Source organism: Pseudotabrizicola sp. 4114, assembly GCF_031457365.1.
In the GTDB taxonomy this organism is placed as follows: Bacteria; Pseudomonadota; Alphaproteobacteria; order Rhodobacterales; family Rhodobacteraceae; genus Pseudotabrizicola.
In genome coordinates this window covers 332,074-355,304 of record NZ_JAVDWP010000003.1, presented here as the reverse complement: position 1 = coordinate 355,304, position 23,231 = coordinate 332,074, and the positions used below count along the sequence as shown (strand labels likewise).

The following is a 23,231-nucleotide window of genomic DNA, read 5'->3' as shown; positions in this document are numbered from 1 at the left end:
AGATTTTCTGCGAAAACCTTGCCCTGCGCTGCGCGAAACTTTCGCAGAAAGTTTGATCTGTTGATCTTTCGCAGAAAGATCGTCGTGATCTGACAAGCGGCAGAGTTTTGCCGGTCACGCAGACAGCAGCCGGCGGGAAACAGTCTGTCGCGGCGACAAGCCTTGCCTCAAATCTGCCAAAGTCAGAGACTACTGATAAAGATCCCTGCCACAACCCTGCGCGAGCGCCTCCCCCACTCACGCGTCCCCTACGGAGATGATCATGTCGGATACGCTTTCCCCGCCCCGCACGGCGGATGTGGCCGCAACGCCAGCATCCGAAGTGTCGGCGACCGCGCCCGACTCGCGTGAAAGCTGGCTGGCCCTGCTGGATCAGATTGGTGAAGATGCCGGTTATTTCGAGCCGCTTGGTTCCCGGCACTGGGCGTTTTTCATTGACGAAAAACCGACCCTGCTGGTCAGCTTTGAGCAGGCCGATGACATCCGCGCCCGTCCCGGGCAAATGCCTTTGGGCCATGACATTGCCAAGGATAACGGCTGGTCGCATCTGTGCCTGATCGCCGATGGCGACACCTGGTATCGCGACCCGCGGGTGTATGGCTATTTCGACCGTCTGGTCGATGACGCGTTTTTTGAGGATTTCGATTCGGTCTTGTTCATGGGCGCGGGCGTGCAGGGCTATGCTGCGGCGGCCTATTCCGTCGCGGCCCCCGGTGCCACGGTTCTGGCGTTGAGCCCGCGCGCCACCCTGTCGCCCGACACCGCCGGCTGGGACAAGCGGGCGATGAAATCGCGCAAGCTGGATTTCACCAGCCGCTACGGCTATGCGCCCGATATGGTGGATGGGGCGGGCCGGGTGTTCATCCTGCATGACCCGGACGTGCCGGAGGATGCCATGCACGCCGCCCTGTTCCGGGGCGAGCATGTCATCCATCTGCGCTGCCCCCGGCTTGGCAGCCGTCTGGACGTGGCCTTTGCCCATATGCAGATCGTGCCACGGCTGGCACAGGCGGCAATGGCGGGGACGCTGACCCGGCACAGCTTTGCGCAGCTTTGGCGCGGGCGGCGCAATTTCGGCCCCTACCTGCGGGTTTTGCTGACGCAGACCCAGGCCGGGGGCCGGTTGAAACTGGAAAAGATGATCTGCCAGAACGTGACATCGCGGGTCAATGCACCCCGGTTCCGCAAGCGTCTGGCGGATATTCTGGCGGCTGAAGCGGAGCAATCCCTCAAAGAGTGACCCCGGCGCGGCAAAGCCGCCCTCAGCCCTCGATCCCGGCGGCAAGTGTCCACAGATCCTGCGCGCGCTGTTCGGTCAGGCGCGCCTTGCAGCCAAAAACCAGCAAGGGTTCTGCCGATCCGCCGCGCATCTGAAAGCCTTCGGTCAGGCAGGCATTGTCGCGGAACGTGATCCAGGCCCGTTGCGCATCGCGCAACGCGGTCTCACCGCCGGCCTGACTTGCGTCGAGTTCGCCATCAATCCGTCGCATGGCAGCGCGCGCCCGCGCATAGGCGGCATTCAGATCCTTGTCGGCGGCATCAAAGGCGTTCGCGGCGCAGGCGTTCATATCCATCTGGGTCATGGCGTTGTCGCAATCCACGCTTTGCGCGTGCGCTGCACCGGCAAAGCCCGCAGCAAAGACCACCGCCGCCACCGTCAAAATCCGCATCTCTCCGCTCCAGTCATTCTTCTGCCCGGCACACAAGGCATGGTTGCGGGTCCGACCCGCCGCAAAGCAAGGTCAGGCCCCATCGTCAGTTCGCAAAAACGGTCACTTCCGGCAGGGCCGTCAGCGACAGGCCAAGCGCCACATAGGCCGGCAAAGACAGTTGCGCCGCCCCCTGCCCCGGCAGCAGATCGACCGCAACCGACTGGCCCGAGGCGGTGAGAACGCGGCCTTTTCCGGGCGCGCTGACCAGTGAGCTGCGCAACCAGATACCGGGTTCTGCCGGACTGCCAAGGCTGACCGCGACCTTGCCCAGAGACCGCTCGCCGCTGGCGGCGGGCGCGGCAAGGGCCGCCTGCTTTTGCGCCTCGGTCGTGGTGTCGAGCGCGGTGGCGGTCGCGCCCGCGCCCATGACCGGGGCCGGGGCAGCTGCCCCCGGCTCAGCGGCGGCAGGTGCCTCGGATGCGGGTTTCAGACGGTCCAGCACCGCGCATCCGGAAATGGCGGTCAGGGCGAGGCTCAGGAAAATGATATTGCGCATGCCAGGACGATAGTATGCCCCCGCCGCGCCTGCAATGCCGCGATCACAGCTTGTCAGAGCGTGAGCGGAGTCTTACCTTCCCCTGATGACCCAAGCCACCGCCCCCCTGATCGACCCCTTTGCGCGTGCGATCTCTTATCTGCGCGTCTCGGTCACCGATCGCTGCGATTTCCGCTGTGTCTATTGCATGGCCGAGAACATGACCTTTCTGCCCAAGGCCGATCTGCTGACGCTGGAAGAGCTGGACCGGATGTGTTCCACCTTTATCCGCATGGGGGTGGAAAAGCTGCGCATCACCGGCGGCGAGCCTTTGGTGCGCAAGGGCATCATGACGTTTTTCCGCGGCATGAAACGCCATCTGGACTCCGGCGCGCTGAAAGAGCTGACGCTGACCACCAACGGCAGTCAGCTTGCAAAATATGCGGCCGAGCTTGCCGAATGCGGGGTCCGGCGGATCAACGTGTCGCTGGACACGCTGGATACGAAGAAATTCGCCGACATCACCCGCTGGGGCCGCCTGCCGCAGGTGCTGGATGGGATCGCGGCGGCACAGGCGGCGGGGTTGCGGGTCAAGATCAACGCGGTAGCGCTGAAAGGTTTCAATGAGGATGAACAGTTCAGCATTACCGACTGGTGCGCGCGAAATGGCCACGATCTGACCTGGATCGAGGTCATGCCGATGGGCGATCTGGGCAATGAAAACCGGCTGGACCAGTATTGGAGCCTGAAGGATCTGCGCGCCCGCTACGCTGACCGTTTCACCGTGACCGATCTGGCCGAACGCTCCGGCGGCCCGGCGCGCTATGTCCGGCTGGAGGAAACCGGACAGAAGATCGGCTTCATCACGCCGCTGACGCATAATTTCTGCGAAAGCTGCAACCGGGTGCGGCTGACCTGCACCGGCGAGTTGTATATGTGTCTGGGTCAGGAAGACATGGCCGATCTGCGCGCGCCGTTGCGCGCCAGCACCGATGATGCGGCGCTGGAAACCGCCATCCGCACCGCCATCAGCCACAAGCCCAAAGGCCATGATTTCGACTATTCGCGCACCGGCGTCACCGGCCAGATGACCCGCCACATGAGCCACACCGGCGGCTAAGCCGCGGCTTGCCGGCGGCTGACCCACCCACCCGTGACCGCTGGTCGCACCGGGTTTTCCACCTGACTGACTGGCCCTAGATTGGGGTCAACAGCAAAGGTGTATGATGGACACGTTTTTACTTTCGCGCATCCAGTTCGCGGCAAACATCAGTTTTCACATCCTGTTTCCGACAATCACGATCGCCCTCGGCTGGGTGCTGTTGTTTTTCCGATATCGCTTTGCCCGCACCGGCGACGGCAAATGGATGGACGCCTACATGTTCTGGGTCAAGGTGTTCGCCCTGTCCTTTGCGCTTGGCGTTGTGTCGGGCATCACCATGTCTTTCCAGTTCGGCACCAACTGGCCGGGCTTTATGGAGACGGTCGGCAATGTGGCGGGCCCGCTGCTCGCCTACGAGGTGATGACGGCGTTTTTCCTTGAGGCGGTGTTTCTGGGCATCATGCTGTTTGGCGCGCGCCGGGTGCCGCCCTGGCTGCATATCCTGGCCACCTTCCTGGTCGCCTTTGGCACCACGATGAGCGCGTTCTGGATTCTGGTGCTGAACTCGTGGATGCACACACCGCAGGGCTATGAGCTGCGCGACGGTGTGGTGCATGCAACCGACTGGTTTGCCATCGTGTTCAACCCGTCGCTGCCGTATCGTCTGGGCCATATGCTGCTGGCCTCGGGTCTGACCGTGGCCTTTCTGATCGCGGGCATCGCGGCCTTCCGCCGTCTGATCGGTGACCGGCAAGAGGCGACCCTGACCCAGCTGCGCTTTGGTCTGATCCTGGGCGCGATGCTGATCCCGGCTCAGATCCTGATGGGCGACATGCACGGGCTGAACACGCTGGAGCATCAGCCCGCCAAGGTCGCCGCGATGGAAGGCAACTGGGACACCGGCCCGAATGTGCCGCTGCTGCTGTTCGCAATCCCCGACGAGGCCGCCCGCATCAACCGCGCCGAAATCGCGGTGCCCAATGGCGCAAGCCTGATCCTGAAGCATTCGGTGGATGGCGTGGTGCCGGGGTTGAATGACTTTGTCGCCGAAGACGGCACGGTGATGCACCCGCCGGTCGCCCCGGTGTTCTGGGGGTTCCGGGTGATGGTAGGCACCGGCATGGCGATGCTGGCGCTGTCCTGGCTGGGTGTCGCGCTGATCTGGCGGCGCGGGGCCGAGGCCCTGCCCCGGCCCTTCCTGATGGCTGCGACCGCGATGGCGTTCTCGGGTTGGGTTGCCACGCTGGCGGGTTGGTATGTCACCGAAATCGGCCGCCAGCCCTGGCTGGTGACCGGAGTGCTGACCACCAAAGCCGCCGTCGGCGATGTCGCCGCCCCGATGGTGATGGCGACGCTGATGACCTATCTTGCCGTCTATCTGGCGCTGATGATCGCCTATATCGGCGTCATCCTGCACCTTGCGCGCCGCGCCGCCGAGGGCAAGCGCCCGGTCCGCGAAGAAGTGCGCGACGACCCGATCACCGTTCCTGCGGAGTAATCCCATGACCCTTGATGCCACCACCCTGCCCGTGATCTTTGCCGCCCTGATGGGGGTGTCGATCCTGCTTTATGTCATTCTCGACGGCTTTGATCTGGGGGTGGGGCTGCTGTTCCCCTTTGCCGGGACCGAGGAACGCGACCGGATGATCGCCTCGATCGGGCCGTTCTGGGATGCGAATGAAACCTGGCTGGTGCTGGCGATCGGCATCCTGCTGGTCGCCTTTCCCACCGCGCATGGCACGATCCTGACCGCGCTCTATTTGCCGGTTGCCATCATGCTGATCGGGCTGATCCTGCGCGGCGTTGCGTTCGAATTCCGCGCCAAGGCCCCGCTAGCGCACAAACGGTCGTGGGACCGGGCGTTCTTTACCGGCAGCCTGATGACCTCGGCCGCGCAGGGGTTCATGCTGGGCATGTATGTGATGGGGCTGGAATGGACGCTGTTTCATGCAGGCTTTGCGCTTTTGACGGCAGGTGCGCTGACCGTGGCCTACAGTTTTATCGGCGCGGGCTGGGTCATTCTGAAAACCGATGGCGCGTTGCAGATCAAGGCGGTGGCTTGGGCGCGCGGCGGAATCTGGGGCATGGGCTTGGGTCTGGGGGCGGTGTCCCTGGCGACCCCCTTTATCAGCACCCGGATCTTCGAGCGCTGGTTCAGCTTTCCCGAAGTGGTGCTTCTGGCGCCGCTGCCGCTGATGTCTGTCGCGCTGATCGTGCTGGTCTGGGTCGCGTTGCGGCATCTGCCGACGAAAAACGACCATTTTGCATGGTTTCCCTTTGCCGGGGCGACAACGCTGATGGTGCTGGGATTTTTCGGCATGGGCTACAGCTTTTACCCCTATATCGTGCCCGAGCGGCTGACGATCTATGAGGCGGCCTCCAGCCCGGAAAGCCTGAAGATCATCCTGTTCGGCGCGCTGATCGTGCTGCCGATGATCATCGGCTATACCGTGCTGTCCTACACCGTGTTCCGGGGCAAGGCGACCAGCCTGAGCTATGACTGAGCCGTTGAGGGGGGCTGTCTGCCCCCCGCGCTTCGCGCCCCCCGAGAGTATTTTTGCTAAGATGAAACCCCGGCGGCAGGGTCTGTCAGGCCGAGGGCATCCGCGCCTCGACCATGCCGGCATACCAGCTGGAGCCAAACGGGATGGCATTGTCGTCAAAGTTATAGGCCGGGTGATGGACCATGGCCGTGTCGCCATTGCCAAGGAAGATATAGGCCCCCGGGCGCGCGTTCAGCATGAAGCTGAAATCCTCGGCCCCCATCAGGGGTGCTGTGTTGTCATCAACCTGCCCGGAAACGGATTGCGCCACCGCGACCGCGTGGCGGGTGTTTTCCTCGGCATTCACCGTCACCGGATAGCCGCGCTGATAATTGACTTCGGCTTTCGCGCCCAAAGCCGTGGCGGTGCCGGTCACGATCTCGGTGATCCGCCGCTCGACATAATCCTGCACTGACGGGTCCATGGTACGGACGGTGCCCTTGAGCTTGACCACCTGCGGGATCACGTTATGCGCGGTGGAATCGGTCTGCACGGTGCAGACACTGACCACCACCTGTTTCATCGGATCGACCCCGCGCGAGGCGATGGTCTGCAGCGCCACGATGATATGGGCGGCAACCACGGTGGTATCAATACAGTCATGCGGCTTGGCGGCATGGCCACCCTTGCCGGTCACGGTCAGCTCGAACTGGTCCGCCGCCGCCATGATTGCGCCCGGGCGGATGGCAAAGGTGCCCAGCGGAATGCCGGGCATGTTGTGCATGCCATAAACCTCCTGCACGCCAAACCGGTCCATCATGCCGTCATCGACCATTTCCCGCCCGCCGCCGCCGCCTTCTTCCGCAGGCTGGAAGATCACCACCGCTTTGCCGTCGAAATTCCGCGTTTCCGCCAGATATTTCGCCGCCCCCAGCAGCATCGCGGTGTGGCCGTCATGGCCGCAGGCATGCATCACGCCGGGCGTGGTGGAAGCGTAATCGACACCGGTCTGCTCGATGATCGGCAGCGCGTCCATATCGGCGCGCAAGCCGATGACCCGGCCCGCCGTATCGGTCTTGCCATGGATCACGCCGACCACCCCGGTGCGGCCGATGCCCGTCACCACCTCGTCACAGCCGAACGCGCGCAGCAGGTCAGCCACCTTCGCCGCCGTGCGATGCACCTCGAACAACAGCTCCGGATGCGCGTGAAAATCGCGCCGCCACTCGGTGATTTCGGGGAGCATTTCGGCGAAACGGTTCTTGACGGGCATAACGGCCTCCTCTCGGTCAGGGTGCGGGGATGGTGGTCCGGAAAGCGGACAGCATCAAGAGGCGCGCGAGGCTAATCTGACCTTTTGATCAAGGCGAGGGCCGGGCCGACCTGTGGCGCGCTCCCATCGCTGAACCGCGACAGGCGGAACCGGGACAGATCATGCCCCGTCGCCCGCCCCATCACCAGATCGGCGACCACCCGCCCGATGCCGGGGCCGATGCCAAAGCCATGCCCGCTCATCCCGGTGGCGATGGTCAGGCCGGGGATGGGCGCGTGACCGACAATGGGCACCACATCGGGCATGGTATCGATCATCCCGGCCCAGGCGGATCTGAGCTTCGGGCGGCCCAGACCGGGAAAGGCGGCGGCAAAACGGTCCTGCACGCGGGACAGGCTGGCCCGGTTGGGTGCGGGGTTGAGGATGCGCATCGCCTCGAACGGGCTGGGGCCATCGCCCCAGCGGCGCGGTGTGGTCCAGGCGTCGGGATAGCCCTTTGGGGCAAGGGCGCGGAAGTGGGTCGAGCGGAAATCCTGTTTCAGAACCGGCAGATACCGGCCAAAGCTGCCAAAGGCATCGGGGCCGATGAAAAAGTCATGCTCCGCCCCCGGTGCCAGCGTGTAGCCGCCATCCATCCGGCGGCGAAAGGCGAAATGGTCATCCGCAGCGGCACCGGGGAAGATCTCGGGCATCGGTTCGGATTGCGCGACACTCGCCAGCACCGACAGCTGCGGGATCGCCACACCATGAGCCGCCAGAAACAACCGCGACCACGCACCACCCGCCACCATCACGCGCGCGGCGCGCACCCGGCCCTGTTCGGTCACCACGCCCACGACAGCGCCCGCCTGCACATCCAGCGCCCGCACGGCGCAATTCTCCACGATGCACACCCCCGCCTCTGCCGCGAGGTCCGCCAGCAACGGCACTGCGACAAAGGGTTCGGCCCGCGCATCCGACGGCGTGATCATCCCGCCTTTCCACTGGGCGGATGTGCCCAGCAGCGCCTCGATCTCGTGGCGCGCCATCATGCGGGTATCGACCCCGTTGGCCTGCGCATGCGGCAGAAACGCCTCGTACCCCTCCAGCGCTTTGTCGGTATTGGCGAGATAAACCACGCCAGTCTGGCGAAACCCGAGCGCGTCGCCAAAGCGCTGCGCAAAGCCCTGCCACAGCCGCATCGATTCGACCACGATCGGCAATTCGTCCTTGTCGCGGCCCTGTTGCCGGATCCAGCCCCAGTTGCGGCTGCTTTGCTCGCCGGCGATCCGGCCCTTTTCGCACAGGACCACCTTTTGCCCGGCCAGAGCCAGATAATAGGCGGTCATCACCCCTATGATGCCGCCGCCCAGCACCACCACATCGGCAGCCTGTGGCAGCGGGCCGGGAAAGCGGATCGGTGAGTGAAGGGTGATCGGAAAGCTCATGACAGATCCGCCAGCAGGTTTTCCATGAAGGCCTGACCGGCGTGAAATTCGGACAGTTCCAGATATTCATCCGCCTGATGCGCCTGCGCAATATCACCCGGGCCGCAGACCACAGACGAATAGCCACCGGCCTGAAAATGCCCGGCCTCGGTGCCGTAGCTGACGACATGGGTGGCATTGTCGCCGGTCAGACGGCGCACCAGCGCCTCGGCCGCGCCCTGATCTTCGGGGACCAGCGACGGCACGTCAAAGAACCGCTCCAGGACCACATCCGCCTCGGGGCGCACCGCCTGCATCGCCGCGCGCAAACCCGCCACCTCGGCCTCGAAGGCCTGACACCAGTCTTCCGGGGACTCTCCCGGCACCACCCGGAACTCCATCACATAGCGGCAATCGGCGGCGGTGATGTTGTGCGCGGTGCCGCCCGAGATCATGCCGGTGTGCAGCGTGGTAAAGGGCGGATCGAACAGGGCGGCCACCGCTGTTGCAGGCTTCGCCCGGTTCTCAGTGTTGCGGTCGTTGGCCCACATGATCAGCCGGGCCGCCTCCATGATGGCGCTGACACCTTGGGGCAGCAGCGAGGAATGCACCTCGAACCCGCGCACATGCACGCGGTAGCCCGCCCCGCCCTTGTGGCCGTTCACCGCCTTCATCCGGCTGGGTTCGCCGATGATCGCAAGCTCGGCCTTTGGCAGCACGGCCTGCATCGCGGCGATCAGCGGTGGCGCGCCCATGCAGCCGGTTTCCTCGTCATAGGACAGCGCAATCTGCAACGGGCGGCGCAGGCCGCGCTGGTGCCCTTCGACCAAGGCCCAGATCGCCAGCGCGTCAAACCCCTTCATGTCGCAGGTGCCGCGCCCGTAAAGCCTGCCACCCCGTTCGGTCACCACCCAAGGGTCCGAGGTCCACGCCTGCCCGTCCACCGGCACCACATCGGTATGCCCCGACAGAATCACCCCGCCCGCCACCTTCGGCCCGACATGGGCAAAGAGCGCCGCCTTGCTGCGGTCTTCATTCCAGTGGCGGTGCGTGGGGATGCCATGGCTGGCCAGATACGCCTCCACCCAATCGACCAGCGGCAGGTTGGTGTCACGGCTGACGGTTGGAAAAGCCACAAGCTGGTCAAGGATCTGGCGGGAGGAAAGCGGGTTTGTCATCGGGTCGTCCTTGATGCGTTCGGAACCAAGGTGCGCCGCTTAAACAGGCAAGGTCAAGCCTGCACCCGCTGACGCAAGGGCAGTGCAAACATGCCGCTTGCGGGATGGATAAAAATATCTAACACTTGGTCAAATCACCGGGCGAGCCTTTGCTATGACACCGGAAAAACAAAGAAAAAGAACGACTTGGGGGTTACCATATGGCCGATGGGGCCGCGCCCGTCCTTGATGTCCGGGGGTTGAAAACCGTATTCCGCACCCGCGGCGGTGAAGTGCATGCCGTCAATTCCGTAAGCTTTCATCTGAACCCCGGTGAACTTTTGGGCGTTGTCGGCGAAAGCGGTTCGGGCAAGTCTGTAACGATGATGTCGCTGATCGGTTTGCTGCCCTCGCCGCCTGCCGATGTGCGGGCCGGAACGGTGATGCTGGACGGTCGCGATCTGCTGAAAATGAGCGCCGATGACCTGCGCGATGTGCGCGGTGCAAAGGTCGGTTTCGTGTTTCAGGACCCGATGACCAGCCTGAACCCGGTATTCACCGTCGGCAATCAGATCATGGAGCCGCTGATCCGCCACATGGGGCTGACCAAACGTGAGGCGCAGATCCGCGCGGCGGAACTGCTGGCGCTGGTCGGCATCCCCGATGCGGCAGCCAGGCTGAAATCCTATCCCCACCAGTTCTCCGGCGGCATGCGGCAGCGGGTGATGATCGCCATCGCTCTGGCCTGCGACCCGGATGTGCTGATCGCCGACGAGCCGACCACGGCGCTGGATGTGACGATTCAGGCGCAGATTCTGGAGCTGGTGAAAGACCTGCGGCAGAAACTGGGAATGGCGATTGTCTGGATCACCCATGATCTGGGCGTGATCGCGGGCATCGCCGACCGGGTGATGGTAATGTACGGCGGTCAGGTGGTGGAACAGGCCCCGGTCAAAGAGCTGTTTGCCAATCCGCAGCACCCCTATACTCGCGCCTTGCTGAAAACCATTCCATCGCTGACCGGCGAGCGCGAAGCGCGGTTGCAGGTGATCGAAGGCCAGCCACCGATCATGGTCGGAGAGCCGACCGCCTGCCCGTTCCGCGCCCGCTGCGCCCATGCCTTTGCCCGCTGCGAGGTGGAAAACCCCGAGCGCCGCGCCATTGACGGTCGCCCTGTGGGGCAAGGCCATGATGTGGCCTGCCACTGGTCAGCGGAGGTGGCGCATGTTTGACCCGCGCGCTCTTCCGCCTTTACAGTCGTCATCGCTGGCCACCCACCGACAAGCGCGCGCCAGCGAGCGAGGAGGCCGCCATGTTTGACGCCCCCAAACCGATCACGCCGCTGGTGCAGGTGCGCGGGCTCAAGATGTATTTCCCGATCTACACCGGCCTGTTGCGGCGTCACACCGGCGATGTCAAAGCGGTCGATGGCGTCAGTTTTGACATCATGCCGGGCGAAACCCTTGGGCTGGTCGGCGAATCCGGCTGCGGCAAATCCACCGTGGGCCGCGCCTTGCTGCGGCTCTATGAGATCACCGGCGGCAATGTGGTGATCAACGGCACCGATGTGGCCACGCTGGGGCCAGAGGCGCTGCGCAAGGCGCGCCCGCAGATGCAGATGGTGTTTCAGGACCCGCAGGCCAGCCTCAACCCCCGCATGACCCTCGCCGATATCATCGGCGAGCCGCTGGAGGAACACACCGACTGGGACAGCGCCCGCAAACTCGCCCGGGTCTACGAGCTGATGGATGCGGTCGGTCTGAACCGCCGCTTTGCCAACCGCTTCCCGCACGAGTTTTCCGGCGGCCAGCGGCAGCGCATCGGCATTGCCCGCGCGCTTCCGCTGAACCCGCGCTTTATCGTCTGTGACGAGCCGATTGCCGCATTGGACGTGTCGATTCAGGCGCAGGTCGTCAACCTGCTGGAGGATCTGCAGGACAAGCTGGGCCTGACCTATCTGTTCATCAGCCATGATCTGTCGATGGTGCGCCATATCGCGGACCGGGTGGCGGTGATGTATCTGGGCCGGATCGCCGAGCTGTCGCCCCGCGATGCGCTTTATGCCCGCCCGCTGCATCCTTATGCCGAGGCGCTGCTGTCTGCCGTGCCGGAGCCTGACCCGACGCTTGCCCGCGCGCGTCAGCGCATCATCCTGCAAGGCGATGTGCCCTCGCCCGCCAATCCGCCCAAGGGCTGCAACTTCTGCACCCGCTGCCCCAAGGCGTTTGATCTGTGCCGCCAGATCAAACCCGAACTGGCCGAGGTGGAGCCGGGCCGCTTTGTCGCCTGTCACCTGTTTTCCGATACTGCCGCCTTTTCCGATACCAGAGCCGCCGGATCAACCGGCGCATCCGAGGCCAAAGAGCACAACCAACAAGGAGTCACTCAATGAAACTGAAAACCGCCCTTCTGGGCGCTGCCGCCAGCTTCGCCTTTGCGCCCGCCGCCTTTGCGGAACGCGGGGCCGATGGCAACGTCAAGGTCCTGTATTCGCAGGCCGTGTCGATCATGAACGCCTATCTGTCCTCGGGCACCAAGGATGTCGAAGTCGGCAGTCTGGTGCTGGAGCCGCTGGCCGGTTTCGACAACGAAGGCAACGTGATCCCGCGTCTGGTCACCGAAATCCCCTCCGTGGAAAACGGCGGCATTTCAGAGGATCTGACCACGATCACCTGGAAACTCACCCCTGGCCTCTTGTGGTCGGATGGCACGCCGGTCACCTCGGCCGATGCGGTGTTTTCCTATGAATACTGCACCCATCCCGAAGGCGGCTGCGCGCAGGCCGCGCGGTACGAGGGCATCGAAAAGGTCGAAGCGGTCGATGAGCTGACGGTCAAGATCACCTGGACCGCGCCGAAACCGAACCCGTTCACCGCCTTTGTCGGCGCGACCTCGCCGATCCTGCAGGCCGCGCAATTTGCCAACTGCCTTGGCACCGCCGCCCCGACCTGCACCGAGCAGAACTTCAAGCCGATCGGCACCGGCCCGTTCATGGTCACCGATTTCAAGGTGAATGACGTGGTCGAACTGGCCGCCAACCCGAATTACCGTGACCCGGCCAAACCGGCCTTTGCTACCATGACCGTCAAGGGCGGCGGCGACGCCGCCGGGGCCGCCCGCGCCGTGATGGAAACCGGCGAATTCGACTACGCCTGGAACACCCAGATCAACCCCGAGCTGCAATCCCAGATGGAAGCCGGCGGCAAGGGCGTGTTCGTCTCTGCCTTCGGCACGCTGGTCGAGCGGATCGAGATGAACCTGACCGACCCCTCGCCCGACCTGCCCGAAGGCGAGCGGTCGACCGCGATGCACCCGCACCCGATGTTGTCGGATATCCGCGTGCGCAAGGCGCTGTCGATGGCGATTGACCGCGAATTGCTGATCGAAGTCGGCTATGGCAATGCCGGCCGCGCCACCTGCAATCTGGTGCCTGCCCCTGCGCAATACGCCTCGCCCAACACCGACTGCATCGCGCAGGACATGGAAGGCGCAAAGGCCCTGCTGGATGAGGCAGGCTGGACCGTGGGCGCCAATGGCATCCGCGAAAAAGACGGCAAGCCGATGAAAATCCTGTATCAAAGCTCGGTCAACGCCGTGCGTCAGGACTTTCAGGCGCTGATCAAGGGCTGGTGGAATGAACTCGGCGTCGAGGTCGAGCTGAAGTCGGTTGACGGCGGCGTGTTCTTTGGCGGCGATCCGGGCTCGCCCGATACCTTCCAGAAGTTCTATGCCGACGTGGAAATGTACGCCAACAACTTCGACGGCACCGATCCCGAGCCTTACCTCGCGCAATACCTGTGCGACAAGGCGCCCAAGCCGGAAAACGGCTGGCAGGGTGAAAACGTCAACCGGTTCTGCGACCCGGCCTATGATGCGCTGGTCGAAGAACTGGCCACCACCCGCGAAATGGACAAGCGCGGCGAAATCGCCATCCGCCTGAACGAGATGCTGACGAAAGACAGCTATGTCATCGTGCCGCTGGTCGACCGTGGCCGTCTGTCGGCGCATTCCAACACCTTGGGCGGTGTTGTGCTGAACACCTGGGATTCCGAGCTGTGGAACGCCAGCGACTGGTTCCGCATCCAGTGATCTGACCTCAGGGCGCGTCCGGCACGAATTTTCTGCGAAAATTCCCGAACGCGCCCTTTTCCTTTTCTCACCCCCGCGCCGGCCTGAATTTTCGCAGAAAATTCGTGCCCGCCCGACTGTTGACCCGAGGCGTTGCCCCATGCTCACCTTTACGATCCGTCGGTTGCTGATGGCCATACCGACGCTTCTGTTCATCAGTCTGGTAATCTTCCTGCTGGTCGATTTCGCCCCCGGATCGCCGATGAGTCAGATCCCCCTGACCGTCCCCCCCGAAGTCCGGCTGAAAATCATCGAGGCCATGGGGGCGAATGACCCGTTGTTCGTGCGCTATCTGCTCTGGCTCAAGCAGTTCTTCTGGGTCGAGCCTTTGGTGATGATCGACGGCCTGTTCGGCACGACCTATTCCGAGGGCATGCAGCGTATTGTCAGCTGGCAGTCGCGCAGCCCGGTGATGGACATCATCTGGCAGCGCCTGCCGCAGACCCTGTCGGTCGTGGGCTCTGCCTACGTGATCGGGGTGCTGATCGCGCTGCCGATCGGGATCTATTCCGCCTACCGCCAGTATTCGTGGTTTGACCAGCTGGGCACCTTCATTGCCATGATCGGGTTTTCGGTGCCGACCTTCTTTACCGGCGTGGTGCTGATTTTGGTGTTCTCGGTCTATCTGGGCTGGTTCCCGTCGATCTATGACACCAGCCTGCGGGTCACGGATTGGGAGAGTTTTCTGAAACAGGTCAAACAGATGGCGATGCCGGTCGCGGTGCTGGCGCTGTATAACGCGGCGCAGATCAGCCGCTACATGCGCTCGTCGATGCTGGACAATCTGGCGCAGGATTATGTCCGCACCGCCCGCGCCAAGGGCATGGCCGAACGGGTGGTGGTGCTCAAACACGTGCTGCGCAACTCGCTGATTCCGGTGGTGACCGTAATCGCGCTTGGCATTCCCACCATCTTTGGCGGCGCCATCATCACCGAACAGGTGTTCAAGGTGAACGGGCTTGGCGCTCTGTTGATCAACGCCATCCATGGCTCTGACCTGCCGATGGTGCAGACCCTGACCTTCATCTTCGCGGTGCTCATCGTGATGTTCAACCTGATCGCCGACGTGCTCTATGGCATGCTCGACCCGAGGATCCGCTATGACTGACACCACCCTCATCGAAAAGCCCCGCAGCCAATGGGCGGATGTCTGGGCGCAGTTCAAGACCCACAAGGGCGCGGTGGCGGGCCTGACGGTGTTTGTGGCACTGATCCTGTTCGTCACAATCGGCCCGTTCATCTGGACGGTCGATCCGACCTATATTAACCCCAACGCGGCCGAGATGATCCGCACCCGCAACAAGCCACCCAGCTGGCAGTTTCCCTTGGGCACCGATCAGCTGGGCCGCGACATGCTGGCCCGGATGATGAAGGGGGGCCAGGTCTCCATCGCGGTGGGACTGGTGGCGATGGCGATCTCGATCCTGCTGGGCACGCTGGTGGGGGTGACGGCGGGCTATTTCAGACGGCTTGACGGGCCGCTGATGCGGCTGACCGATCTGTTCCTCGCCCTGCCGCTGCTGCCCCTGCTGCTGGTGATGGTCATGCTGTTCCGCGACCCCCTCGCGCGTGCCATGGGACCAGAGGCCGGCACCTTCCTGCTGATCGTCTTTGCCATCGGCGTCACCAGCTGGATGCAGGCTGCCCGCATCGTGCGCGGCGATGTGCTGGCGCTGAAAGAGCGTGAATTCGTGCTGGCCGCCCGGTCGATCGGCACACCGTCACGCCGGATGATCCTGCGCCATATCCTGCCCAATGTGGTCAGCCCGATCATGGTCTCAGCCACCCTCGGCATTGCAAGCGCCATCATCACCGAAAGTGCCTTGTCCTTCCTTGGCCTTGGATTTCCTCCCGATTTCCCGACATGGGGGCGGCTGTTGTTCGACGGGGTGGACTACATCCAGCAATACCCACAGCGGGTCATGTGGCCGGGCATCGCCATTTCACTGACCGTGCTGTCGGTGAATTACATCGGCGATGGTCTGCGCGATGCGCTCGACCCGCGGATCAGGGGGCGCTGACGCGACAAACCGCTTGTCGGCCGGGATGTCGCCGGGCACGCCCTTGTTTCGCGCCGGTCACGTGCATTACATATTGGTAAACGCATCTCATGCAGGACCAAGCGATGTCTCTTGACCGGCTGACAGACCAGAGCGACGCCTCCCCCTCCGTGCAGGTTACGCCGGGCGGCAATGCCCTGCCACCTTCTGCGATGGAGGTGCAGGCCGCGACCGCCGCCAGCTTTCTGAAAGCACTCAGCCACGAGGGCCGGCTGATGATCCTGTGCCACCTGTCCACCGGCGAAAAGACGGTGACGGAACTGGAGCGCCTGCTTGACAGCCGGCAGGCCGCCGTCAGCCAGCAACTGTCACGCCTGCGGCTTGACGGGCTGGTGTCGTGCCGGCGTGAGGGCAAGGCGATCCATTACGCGATTCAGGATCCCAAGGTCAGCCGCACCATCGCGCTGATGTATGAGATGTTCTGCAAGCCGGGTCAGGGCTGAAACAGCCCTGACCCGGCGCAGAGCGCTCAGCCACGCCCCAGATAGGGCATGTCGCGCGCCATGATGGTCATGAACGGCACATTCACATCCAGTGGCAGGTTGGCCATGTGCAGCACCGCCTCGGCCACATGCACCACCGGCATCAGCGGCTCGGGCCGCATCTCGCCGCTGGCTTGCGGCATGCCGCTGGAAAACCCGGCCGTCATCTCGCTGGCGGCGTTGCCGATGTCGATCTGACCGCAGGCAATGTCAAACCGCCGCCCATCCACCGCAAGCGTCTTGGTCAGCCCGCTGACCGCATGTTTCGACATGGTATAGGGGGTCGATCCGGGGCGCGGACGATCGGCGCTGATCGAGCCGTTGTTGATGATCCGCCCGCCCTGCGGGCTTTGCCGCCGCATCAGACCAAAGGCGGCGCGGGCACACAGAAACATGCCGGTGATGTTCACATTCGACAGCGCCAGCCAATCTGCCACCGCAATCTCGTCAATCGGCTTGCCGGGCAGCGACATGCCCGCATTGTTGAACAAAACGTCCAGCCGCCCGAACGCCGACTCGATCTGCGCAAAACCCGCATCGACCTGCGCCTCATCGGTCACATCCATCGGCAGGATCAACGCCTCATGCGTACCCGCCGTTTCGCGCAGCGCCGCTTCACGCCGCCCGGCCAGTGCCACCTGCCAGCCCGCCGCGATAAAGCCGCGCGCTGTGGCCCGCCCAATGCCAGACCCCGCCCCGGTGATCAGAATGCTGCGCTGCATGATGGTCCCTCCTTCTGTTCAAGAAGGAAAGCTTAACGGGCGATCTGCACGGGGGCCAGACCGCCGTTCAATGCAGCCGGAATTCCCCCACCACATTGCGCCATTCATTCGGGCCGATCAGCCGTTTGTGGCTGAAACGCACCGAATGCAGCGGCCCCTCGATCTTTTCCTGCCAGTATTCAATGAACTTGAACAAACGCGGATAGTCGGGCGCAAGATCATAGTCCTGCCAGACGAATGTATTGAGAACATTGCGATAATCCGGCAGGCGATAGAACATTTCCGCCGTGGTCAGGCCATAGCCCTTCAGCATCAGCTCGGTTTCAGATCTTTCCATATGAGTCTCCTGTTCGGCCTCCCCCGAATAGAATCATGCCAAAGACAGATTAAAAATCAATGATTTCAATTTGTTGGCACTGTCATTCGCTGGCTGCCAATTCCCCCGGCGGGGCGGCATTGCACCCCATCCCTTGCTTGGTGTAAGGTTGCTGCAACAAGATATAGCCCCCCCGCAAGGAAGGCACCGAGCACATGAGCGACACGCCCGAAGATACTGATACCAAAGACGAAATGCCGCAAAAGCCGGTTCATTCCGGCCCGCAGATCGACATCAGTGCCGAGATGAAGACCGCCTATCTGGATTACGCGATGAGCGTGATCGTCAGCCGGGCGATCCCTGATCTGCGCGACGGGCTCAAACCCGTGCACCGCCGCATTCTTTTCGCGATGAGTGAATCGGGCAACAGCCACGACAAGCCCTATCGCAAATCCGCCCGTCCGGTGGGCGATACCATGGGGAAATACCACCCCCACGGCGACTCGGCGATCTATGACGCGCTGGTGCGGATGGCGCAGCCGTTTTCGATGTCTTTGAAGCTCTTGGACGGTCAGGGCAACTTTGGCTCGATGGACGGCGATTCTGCGGCGGCGATGCGTTATACTGAAGTGCGGATGGACAAGCCGTCTGCCTTTCTGCTGGCGGACATCGACAAGGAAACCGTTGATTTTCAGGACAATTACGACGGCAAAGACCGCGAACCCACGGTCCTGCCCGCCCGGTTCCCCAACATGCTGGTCAATGGCGCGGGCGGTATCGCTGTCGGCATGGCGACCAACATTCCGCCGCACAACCTTGGCGAGGTCATCGACGGCACGCTGGCGCTGATTGAAAACCCCGATCTGTCGTCCGAGGCGCTGATGGAGATCATCCCCGCCCCCGACTTCCCGACCGGCGCCACCATCCTTGGCCGCGCCGGCGCGCGCAAAGCCTATCTTGAGGGGCGCGGCTCGGTCATCATCCGCTCGAAAACCCATATCGAAGAGGTCCGCAAAGACCGCTACGCCATCATCATTGATGAGGTGCCGTATCAGGTCAACAAAGCCACGATGATCGAGAAAATCGCCGAACTGGTCCGCGACAAGCGGATCGAAGGCATCTCTGCCGTCGCCGACGAATCCGACCGCATCGGCATCCGCGTTGTGATTGAACTCAAACGCGATGCGACGCCCGATGTGGTGCTGAACCAGCTGTTCCGCTTCACCCCGATGCAGACCTCGTTCGGCTGCAATATGCTGGCCCTGAACGGTGGTCGCCCCGAACAGCTGACGCTGCGCGATTTCCTCACCCATTTCATCACCTTCCGCGAAGAAGTTGTGGCGCGCCGCACCGCGTTTGAGCTGCGCAAGGCGCGGGAGCGCAGCCATATCCTCTGCGGTCTGGCCGTCGCCGTGTCCAACGTCGATGAGGTGGTCCGCACCATCCGCGCCTCGGCCGACGCGGCGGAAGCGCGCGAAAAGCTGATGACGCGCCGTTGGCCCGCCGCCGATATCGCGCCCTATATCCTGCTGATCGACGACCCAAGCCACACCATGAATGACGATGGCACCTATAACCTGTCCGAGGTTCAGGCCCGCGCCATTCTGGAACTGCGTCTGCAACGCCTGACCGCCATCGGCGTCAAGGAAGTGACGGACGAGCTGGAAGAACTGGCCCGCAAGATCAAGGAATACCTGGAAATTCTGGGATCACGCGACCGGATCATGGCGATCATCTCGGACGAGCTGCGTGAGGTGAAACAGCTGTTCGCCGTGCCGCGCCGCACCGAAATCGTCGACTGGGCCGGCGATATGGAAGACGAAGACCTGATTGAGCGTGAAGACATGGTCGTGACGATCACCTCCGGCGGTTACATCAAGCGCACGCCGCTGGCCGAATTCCGCCAGCAGAACCGCGGCGGCAAGGGCCTGTCGTCGATGGCGACCAAGGAAGACGATGTGGTGACGACACTTTTCGTCGCCAATACGCACACTTGGCTCTTGTTCTTCACCACCGACGGCATGGTCTACAAGCTGAAAACCTGGCGCCTGCCGCTGGCGGGCCGCACCGCCAAGGGCAAGGCGATTGTCAACATCCTGCCGATCCAGCCGGGCGTGTCCATTGCCGCCCTGATGCCGGTCGATGTGCCCGAAGAGGAATGGGCCACCCTGCAGATCGTGTTTGCCACCTCTGATGGCGATGTGCGGCAGAACGATCTGTCCGACTTCACCAATGTCAAACGCAACGGCAAGATCGCGATGAACCTGCCCGAAGGCGTGTTGCTGGTGAACGCCGCGATTGCCGATGAAAATGACGATGTGATGCTGGTCACAGCACTGGGTCGCGCGATCCGGTTCTCCACCACCGACATCCGCGTGTTCAAATCGCGCGGATCGACCGGCGTGCGCGGCATCCGTCTGGCCGAGGGCGATAAAGTGGTCTCAATGGCGATCATCCGCCACTTCGAGGCCACCCCGGAAGAGCGTGAGGCTTACCTCAAGCAACGCCGCCTGATGGCCGGCGCTGTCGAAGACGAGGCCGAAGCGGATGACGAGGAAGAAACCGTGCAGGCCGGGCAGCTTAGCCCCGAACGCTATGCCGAAATGTCAGCGCTCGAAGACCTGATCCTGACCATCACTGCCGGTGGCGCCGGCAAGCTGTCGTCGAGCCACGGCTATCCGGTGCGCGGGCGCGGCGGCATGGGCGTGATGGCGATGGACAAGGCGATGCGCGGCGGCCGGCTGGTCGCCTCGTTCCCGGTCGATCCGTCGGATCAGATCATGCTGGCCACCTCCACCGGCCAGTCGATTCGGGTGCCGGTCGATCAGATCAGCTTCCGCTCGCGCTCCGCGGGCGGGGTCCGGGTGTTCAACGTCGGCAAGGACGAGGTGGTGGTCTCGGTCGCCCGCGTCGCCGAACAGGGCGATGAGTGAGCTTGAGGACCGGCTGGCGGCGCTTGCCGCTGCCGGTCAGACCATAACTTACGGCGCGTTGGCCCGTGATCTGGGCTGGCGGATGGGGCAGCTGACAGCAGCACTTGAGGCGCTGATGGCGACAGACGCGCGCACGGGGGTCCCCTTGCGCGCGTCGCTGTGTGAGGCGCGGCTTGGCAACGGCCTGCCCGCGCGGGGATTTTTCGACACGGCGGCAGCGCTTGGGTTTGATGTCTCCGACCCCGCCGCTTTCGTGGCAGATCAGCGGCGCAGACTTTCTGATCCCGGTTAAGAGCTCTGAAAGGATCCCGACCCTATCCTGTGCCAAAGGGAGACGGCACGGATGAACCTGTATCACTGCATGATCGAATTGCGGCAAGACAGCCGCGCGCTGGCCTTTGCCAAGGCCACCGATGGCTGGATGAGCTATCTCAAGGGCCAGGGCCTGATCACCGGCTGGCGGTTGATGCGGCGCAAATTCGGCCTCGCCTCGGGCGCGCACCCCGATTTCCTGCTGGAGATCGAGGTGCCGGGCATGGCCGCGCTGGATGATGCCTTTTCTGCCCTCGCCGCTGCAGACGATGAGGCAAGCCGCCGCTATGACCTGATGCACCAGCTGATCGCACGGGTCGATACCGGCCTCTACCGCCCCTACCCCGATAGCAGCCAACGCGAACGCATCGCTCTGGTCTGACCCGGCCAAAGCCATGGCTTGAAAGCGGCAGGGCGGCGGGATATCTCCCGTTCATGAACAAAACACTCCACATCATCGGCGGCGGCATGGCCGGATCAGAGGCGGCATGGCAGGCCGCCAATCAGGGCGTGCAGGTCGTGATCCATGAGATGCGCCCGCAGGTCGGCACCTTTGCCCATCGCACCGGGCATCTGGCCGAAATGGTCTGCTCCAACTCTTTCCGCTCCGATGACCACGAAAGCAATGCCGTGGGTCTGTTGCATTGGGAAATGCGCGCTGCAGGCGGGTTGATCATGGAACAGGCGGCCGTCCACCGTCTGCCCGCAGGCGGCGCGCTGGCGGTGGACCGCGACCCCTTTGCCGAAAGCGTCACCGCCCGGATCAAGGCGCATCCGCTGATTTCCGTGTCCTATGAGGAAATCACCGAGCTGCCCGAGGATGGCCACTGGATCATCGCCACCGGCCCACTGACCTCTGGCGCGCTGGCCGAAAGCATCCGCACGGCCACCGGGGCCGAGGCGCTGGCGTTTTTCGATGCCATCGCCCCCATCGTCTATGCCGATACCGTCGATATGTCGGTGGCCTGGATGCAGTCGCGCTATGACAAGGGCGAAACGGCCGAGGAACAGTCCGCCTATATCAACTGCCCCCTCACGCGCGAACAATATGAAGATTTCATCGACGCGCTGCTGGCGGCGGAAAAGACCGAATTCAAAGAAGGCGAGACAGCGGGCTATTTCGACGGCTGCCTGCCGATCGAGGTGATGGCAGAACGTGGCCGCGAAACCCTGCGCTTTGGCCCGATGAAGCCGGTCGGTCTGACCAACCCGCATGCACCCGATGTCAAAGCCTATGCCGTGGTGCAGCTGCGCCGCGACAACAAGCTGGGCACGCTGTTCAACATGGTCGGCTTTCAGACCAAGATGAAATACGGCGCGCAAGCGCAGGTATTCAAACGGATTCCCGGCCTGACCAATGCCAGCTTTGCCCGGCTGGGTGGCATCCACCGCAACACCTTCATCAATTCCCCCACGCTTCTGGACAATCAGATGCGGCTGAAATCGCATCCGCATATCCGCTTTGCCGGGCAGATCACCGGGGTCGAGGGCTATGTCGAAAGCGCTGCAATGGGTCTCTTGGCCGGTCGCATGGCCGCGGCTGAGATCAAGGGCGAAACCCTGCCACCACCGCCACCGGAAACCGCCACCGGCGCGCTGATCACCCATATCACCGGCGGCGCGGAGGCGAAAACGTTTCAGCCGATGAACGTCAACTTCGGCCTGTTCCCCCCGATCGACGCAAAAGGCGGGCGGCGGGGCCGCAAAGACCGCTACAAGGCCTATACCGACCGGGCCAAAGCCGCCTTTACGGCATGGTTGGCCTGACCCAGACCGCGCAGCGGGCGTTCATCACCCGCTTCGCGCCCTCGCCCACCGGCCCGCTGCATCTGGGTCATGCGTATTCCGCGATTCTCGCGCATGACATGGCGCGGGCGGCGCAGGGCCGGTTCCTGCTCCGGATGGAGGACACCGACACCGAGCGCAGCAAATACGCCTATGAGGCGCAGATTCTGGATGACCTGTCCTGGCTCGGCCTGACCTGGGACGGCCCGGTGCACCGCCAGTCCGAGCATATTGCCGATTACACCGCCCGGCTGGAGCCGCTGGCTGCGCGCGGTCTGCTCTACCCCTGCTCCTGCACCCGGTCCGACATCCGCGCCGCGCTGGCCGCCCCGCAAGAGGGCACCATTCACCCGCATTACCCGGGCACCTGTCGCGGGCGCCCGATGGCAAGCCGCCAACCCGGCGATGCGCTGCGCCTCGACCTTGCCGCCGCCCTCGCCCTTGCCCCCGACCTCAGCTTTACCGAAACCGGCGCGGCCCATGCCGGTCAGCACCGCATCGACCCCGCCGCGGCCACTACGCGCATCGGCGATGTGGTGCTGTCGCGCAAGGGCGAGGATATCGTGGCCTATTTCCTCGCCTCGGCGCTGGATGATGCCGACCATGGCGTCACCCATGTAATCAGGGGCGAAGACCTGTTCGACTTCACCCCGGTTCAGGTCATCCTGCAACACCTGCTGGGCCTGCCGACGCCCACCTACCAACACCACCGCCTGATCCGCGATGAAACTGGCAAACGCCTCGCCAAACGCGACGACGCCCGCGCCCTCTCAAAATACCGCGCCGAAGGGGCCACGCCGCAGGATATCCGCCGCATGGTCGGCCTTTAACTTTATCTTAAACTTTATCTTGGCTTAAATATCCTCCGGGGGTCTGGGGGTGGAA

22 protein-coding genes are annotated in these 23,231 nt (G+C 63.4%); 15 read left to right on the top strand and 7 right to left on the bottom strand.

The window, feature by feature from the left end; genetic code table 11:
- Positions 1–262: 262 nt before the first annotated feature.
- Positions 263–1,240, top strand: a complete 978-nt coding sequence (locus J2X53_RS09145; protein ID WP_349037182.1) for a phosphoadenosine phosphosulfate reductase — start codon at positions 263–265, stop codon at positions 1,238–1,240.
- A gap of 22 nt (positions 1,241–1,262) precedes the next feature.
- Here J2X53_RS09145 and J2X53_RS09140 read toward each other — a convergent pair whose 3' ends face one another.
- The gene (locus J2X53_RS09140) at positions 1,263–1,670 is read right to left on the bottom strand and encodes a lysozyme inhibitor LprI family protein (RefSeq protein WP_349037181.1); all 408 of its coding nucleotides are present in this window, start codon (positions 1,668–1,670) and stop codon (positions 1,263–1,265) included.
- Between the two features lie 85 nt (positions 1,671–1,755).
- Positions 1,756–2,208 (bottom strand): hypothetical protein, encoded by a 453-nt coding sequence (locus J2X53_RS09135; RefSeq protein ID WP_349037180.1) that lies wholly within the window; start codon positions 2,206–2,208, stop codon positions 1,756–1,758.
- Between the two features lie 85 nt (positions 2,209–2,293).
- On the opposite strand from J2X53_RS09135, the gene moaA reads away from it, so the two are divergent.
- From moaA to J2X53_RS09120, 3 genes are all read left to right on the top strand, one after another.
- Positions 2,294–3,307 (top strand): GTP 3',8-cyclase MoaA, encoded by a 1,014-nt coding sequence (gene moaA / locus J2X53_RS09130; protein WP_349037179.1) that lies wholly within the window; start codon positions 2,294–2,296, stop codon positions 3,305–3,307.
- Between the two features lie 103 nt (positions 3,308–3,410).
- Complete coding sequence (locus J2X53_RS09125; RefSeq protein ID WP_349037178.1) at positions 3,411–4,787, top strand: cytochrome ubiquinol oxidase subunit I; 1,377 nt, start codon at positions 3,411–3,413, stop codon at positions 4,785–4,787.
- A gap of 4 nt (positions 4,788–4,791) precedes the next feature.
- On the top strand, positions 4,792–5,793 hold the full coding sequence (locus J2X53_RS09120) for a cytochrome d ubiquinol oxidase subunit II (RefSeq protein ID WP_349037177.1): 1,002 nt from the start codon (positions 4,792–4,794) through the stop codon (positions 5,791–5,793).
- Between the two features lie 85 nt (positions 5,794–5,878).
- On the opposite strand, the gene J2X53_RS09115 is transcribed toward J2X53_RS09120, so the two are convergent.
- The 3 genes from J2X53_RS09115 to argE all read right to left on the bottom strand — a co-directional run bounded on the left by J2X53_RS09115 (position 5,879) and on the right by argE (position 9,629).
- On the bottom strand, positions 5,879–7,045 hold the full coding sequence (locus J2X53_RS09115) for a M20 aminoacylase family protein (protein ID WP_349037176.1): 1,167 nt from the start codon (positions 7,043–7,045) through the stop codon (positions 5,879–5,881).
- A gap of 71 nt (positions 7,046–7,116) precedes the next feature.
- Positions 7,117–8,472, bottom strand: coding sequence for an FAD-dependent oxidoreductase (locus J2X53_RS09110; protein WP_349037175.1), 1,356 nt, complete (start codon positions 8,470–8,472; stop codon positions 7,117–7,119).
- Positions 8,469–9,629 (bottom strand): acetylornithine deacetylase, encoded by a 1,161-nt coding sequence (gene argE, locus J2X53_RS09105; protein WP_349037174.1) that lies wholly within the window; start codon positions 9,627–9,629, stop codon positions 8,469–8,471. Before argE ends, J2X53_RS09110 begins: the two co-directional genes overlap by 4 nt.
- Positions 9,630–9,829: 200 nt before the next feature.
- On the opposite strand from argE, the gene J2X53_RS09100 reads away from it, so the two are divergent.
- The 6 genes from J2X53_RS09100 to J2X53_RS09075 all read left to right on the top strand — a co-directional run bounded on the left by J2X53_RS09100 (position 9,830) and on the right by J2X53_RS09075 (position 16,239).
- Entirely contained in the window at positions 9,830–10,840 is a 1,011-nt protein-coding gene (locus tag J2X53_RS09100; RefSeq protein ID WP_349037173.1) for an ABC transporter ATP-binding protein, read from the top strand.
- Between the two features lie 80 nt (positions 10,841–10,920).
- Positions 10,921–12,000, top strand: coding sequence for an oligopeptide/dipeptide ABC transporter ATP-binding protein (locus tag J2X53_RS09095; protein WP_349037172.1), 1,080 nt, complete (start codon positions 10,921–10,923; stop codon positions 11,998–12,000).
- Entirely contained in the window at positions 11,997–13,697 is a 1,701-nt protein-coding gene (locus tag J2X53_RS09090; RefSeq protein WP_349037171.1) for a peptide ABC transporter substrate-binding protein, read from the top strand. Before J2X53_RS09095 ends, J2X53_RS09090 begins: the two co-directional genes overlap by 4 nt.
- 139 nt (positions 13,698–13,836) lie before the next feature.
- A complete protein-coding gene (locus J2X53_RS09085; protein WP_349037170.1) occupies positions 13,837–14,844 on the top strand; it encodes an ABC transporter permease in 1,008 nt (335 codons plus the stop codon).
- Positions 14,837–15,757 (top strand): ABC transporter permease, encoded by a 921-nt coding sequence (locus J2X53_RS09080; RefSeq protein WP_349037169.1) that lies wholly within the window; start codon positions 14,837–14,839, stop codon positions 15,755–15,757. The genes J2X53_RS09085 and J2X53_RS09080 overlap by 8 nt, the downstream gene beginning before the upstream one ends.
- Before the next feature lie 191 nt (positions 15,758–15,948).
- Positions 15,949–16,239, top strand: coding sequence for a metalloregulator ArsR/SmtB family transcription factor (locus tag J2X53_RS09075; protein WP_349037377.1), 291 nt, complete (start codon positions 15,949–15,951; stop codon positions 16,237–16,239).
- A gap of 26 nt (positions 16,240–16,265) precedes the next feature.
- Here J2X53_RS09075 and J2X53_RS09070 read toward each other — a convergent pair whose 3' ends face one another.
- Positions 16,266–17,000: an SDR family oxidoreductase gene (locus tag J2X53_RS09070; RefSeq protein ID WP_349037168.1), complete on the bottom strand. Its 735-nt coding sequence runs from the start codon at positions 16,998–17,000 to the stop codon at positions 16,266–16,268.
- A 67-nt stretch (positions 17,001–17,067) separates the two neighbouring features.
- Complete coding sequence (locus J2X53_RS09065) at positions 17,068–17,337, bottom strand: usg protein (protein WP_349037167.1); 270 nt, start codon at positions 17,335–17,337, stop codon at positions 17,068–17,070.
- A gap of 194 nt (positions 17,338–17,531) precedes the next feature.
- Here J2X53_RS09065 and gyrA point away from each other — a divergent pair, with 194 nt between their 5' ends.
- From gyrA to gluQRS, 5 genes are read left to right on the top strand one after another with little or no spacing between them, the layout of a single operon-like run.
- A complete protein-coding gene (gene gyrA / locus J2X53_RS09060) occupies positions 17,532–20,249 on the top strand; it encodes a DNA gyrase subunit A (protein ID WP_349037166.1) in 2,718 nt (905 codons plus the stop codon).
- Positions 20,242–20,541, top strand: a complete 300-nt coding sequence (locus J2X53_RS09055; RefSeq protein WP_349037165.1) for a hypothetical protein — start codon at positions 20,242–20,244, stop codon at positions 20,539–20,541. Before gyrA ends, J2X53_RS09055 begins: the two co-directional genes overlap by 8 nt.
- A gap of 51 nt (positions 20,542–20,592) precedes the next feature.
- Positions 20,593–20,943 carry a DUF6614 family protein gene (locus J2X53_RS09050; protein ID WP_349037164.1) on the top strand — a complete coding sequence of 117 codons (351 nt, stop codon included), beginning with the start codon at positions 20,593–20,595 and terminating at the stop codon, positions 20,941–20,943.
- Positions 20,944–20,996: 53 nt separating this feature from the next.
- Complete coding sequence (gene trmFO, locus J2X53_RS09045; RefSeq protein WP_349037163.1) at positions 20,997–22,328, top strand: methylenetetrahydrofolate--tRNA-(uracil(54)-C(5))-methyltransferase (FADH(2)-oxidizing) TrmFO; 1,332 nt, start codon at positions 20,997–20,999, stop codon at positions 22,326–22,328.
- Positions 22,316–23,176, top strand: a complete 861-nt coding sequence (gene gluQRS / locus J2X53_RS09040) for a tRNA glutamyl-Q(34) synthetase GluQRS (protein WP_349037162.1) — start codon at positions 22,316–22,318, stop codon at positions 23,174–23,176. Before trmFO ends, gluQRS begins: the two co-directional genes overlap by 13 nt.
- Positions 23,177–23,231 lie beyond the last annotated feature (55 nt).

Excerpts from the sequence above, each read along its gene's own strand:
- trmFO (WP_349037163.1), top strand. The coding sequence starts at position 20,997 with ATGAACAAAACACTCCACATCATCGGCGGCGGCATGGCCGGATCAGAG.
- J2X53_RS09080 (WP_349037169.1), top strand. The coding sequence starts at position 14,837 with ATGACTGACACCACCCTCATCGAAAAGCCCCGCAGCCAATGGGCGGAT.
- argE (WP_349037174.1), bottom strand. The coding sequence starts at position 9,629 with ATGACAAACCCGCTTTCCTCCCGCCAGATCCTTGACCAGCTTGTGGCT.
- J2X53_RS09095 (WP_349037172.1), top strand. The coding sequence starts at position 10,921 with ATGTTTGACGCCCCCAAACCGATCACGCCGCTGGTGCAGGTGCGCGGG.
- J2X53_RS09135 (WP_349037180.1), bottom strand. The coding sequence starts at position 2,208 with ATGCGCAATATCATTTTCCTGAGCCTCGCCCTGACCGCCATTTCCGGA.
- gyrA (WP_349037166.1), top strand. The coding sequence starts at position 17,532 with ATGAGCGACACGCCCGAAGATACTGATACCAAAGACGAAATGCCGCAA.
- moaA (WP_349037179.1), top strand. The coding sequence starts at position 2,294 with ATGACCCAAGCCACCGCCCCCCTGATCGACCCCTTTGCGCGTGCGATC.
- J2X53_RS09145 (WP_349037182.1), top strand. The coding sequence starts at position 263 with ATGTCGGATACGCTTTCCCCGCCCCGCACGGCGGATGTGGCCGCAACG.
- J2X53_RS09140 (WP_349037181.1), bottom strand. The coding sequence starts at position 1,670 with ATGCGGATTTTGACGGTGGCGGCGGTGGTCTTTGCTGCGGGCTTTGCC.
- J2X53_RS09085 (WP_349037170.1), top strand. The coding sequence starts at position 13,837 with ATGCTCACCTTTACGATCCGTCGGTTGCTGATGGCCATACCGACGCTT.
- gluQRS (WP_349037162.1), top strand. The coding sequence starts at position 22,316 with ATGGTTGGCCTGACCCAGACCGCGCAGCGGGCGTTCATCACCCGCTTC.
- J2X53_RS09065 (WP_349037167.1), bottom strand. The coding sequence starts at position 17,337 with ATGGAAAGATCTGAAACCGAGCTGATGCTGAAGGGCTATGGCCTGACC.
- J2X53_RS09100 (WP_349037173.1), top strand. The coding sequence starts at position 9,830 with ATGGCCGATGGGGCCGCGCCCGTCCTTGATGTCCGGGGGTTGAAAACC.
- J2X53_RS09110 (WP_349037175.1), bottom strand. The coding sequence starts at position 8,472 with ATGAGCTTTCCGATCACCCTTCACTCACCGATCCGCTTTCCCGGCCCG.
- J2X53_RS09120 (WP_349037177.1), top strand. The coding sequence starts at position 4,792 with ATGACCCTTGATGCCACCACCCTGCCCGTGATCTTTGCCGCCCTGATG.
- J2X53_RS09070 (WP_349037168.1), bottom strand. The coding sequence starts at position 17,000 with ATGCAGCGCAGCATTCTGATCACCGGGGCGGGGTCTGGCATTGGGCGG.
- J2X53_RS09115 (WP_349037176.1), bottom strand. The coding sequence starts at position 7,045 with ATGCCCGTCAAGAACCGTTTCGCCGAAATGCTCCCCGAAATCACCGAG.
- J2X53_RS09050 (WP_349037164.1), top strand. The coding sequence starts at position 20,593 with ATGAACCTGTATCACTGCATGATCGAATTGCGGCAAGACAGCCGCGCG.
- J2X53_RS09055 (WP_349037165.1), top strand. The coding sequence starts at position 20,242 with ATGAGTGAGCTTGAGGACCGGCTGGCGGCGCTTGCCGCTGCCGGTCAG.
- J2X53_RS09125 (WP_349037178.1), top strand. The coding sequence starts at position 3,411 with ATGATGGACACGTTTTTACTTTCGCGCATCCAGTTCGCGGCAAACATC.
- J2X53_RS09075 (WP_349037377.1), top strand. The coding sequence starts at position 15,949 with ATGGAGGTGCAGGCCGCGACCGCCGCCAGCTTTCTGAAAGCACTCAGC.
- J2X53_RS09090 (WP_349037171.1), top strand. The coding sequence starts at position 11,997 with ATGAAACTGAAAACCGCCCTTCTGGGCGCTGCCGCCAGCTTCGCCTTT.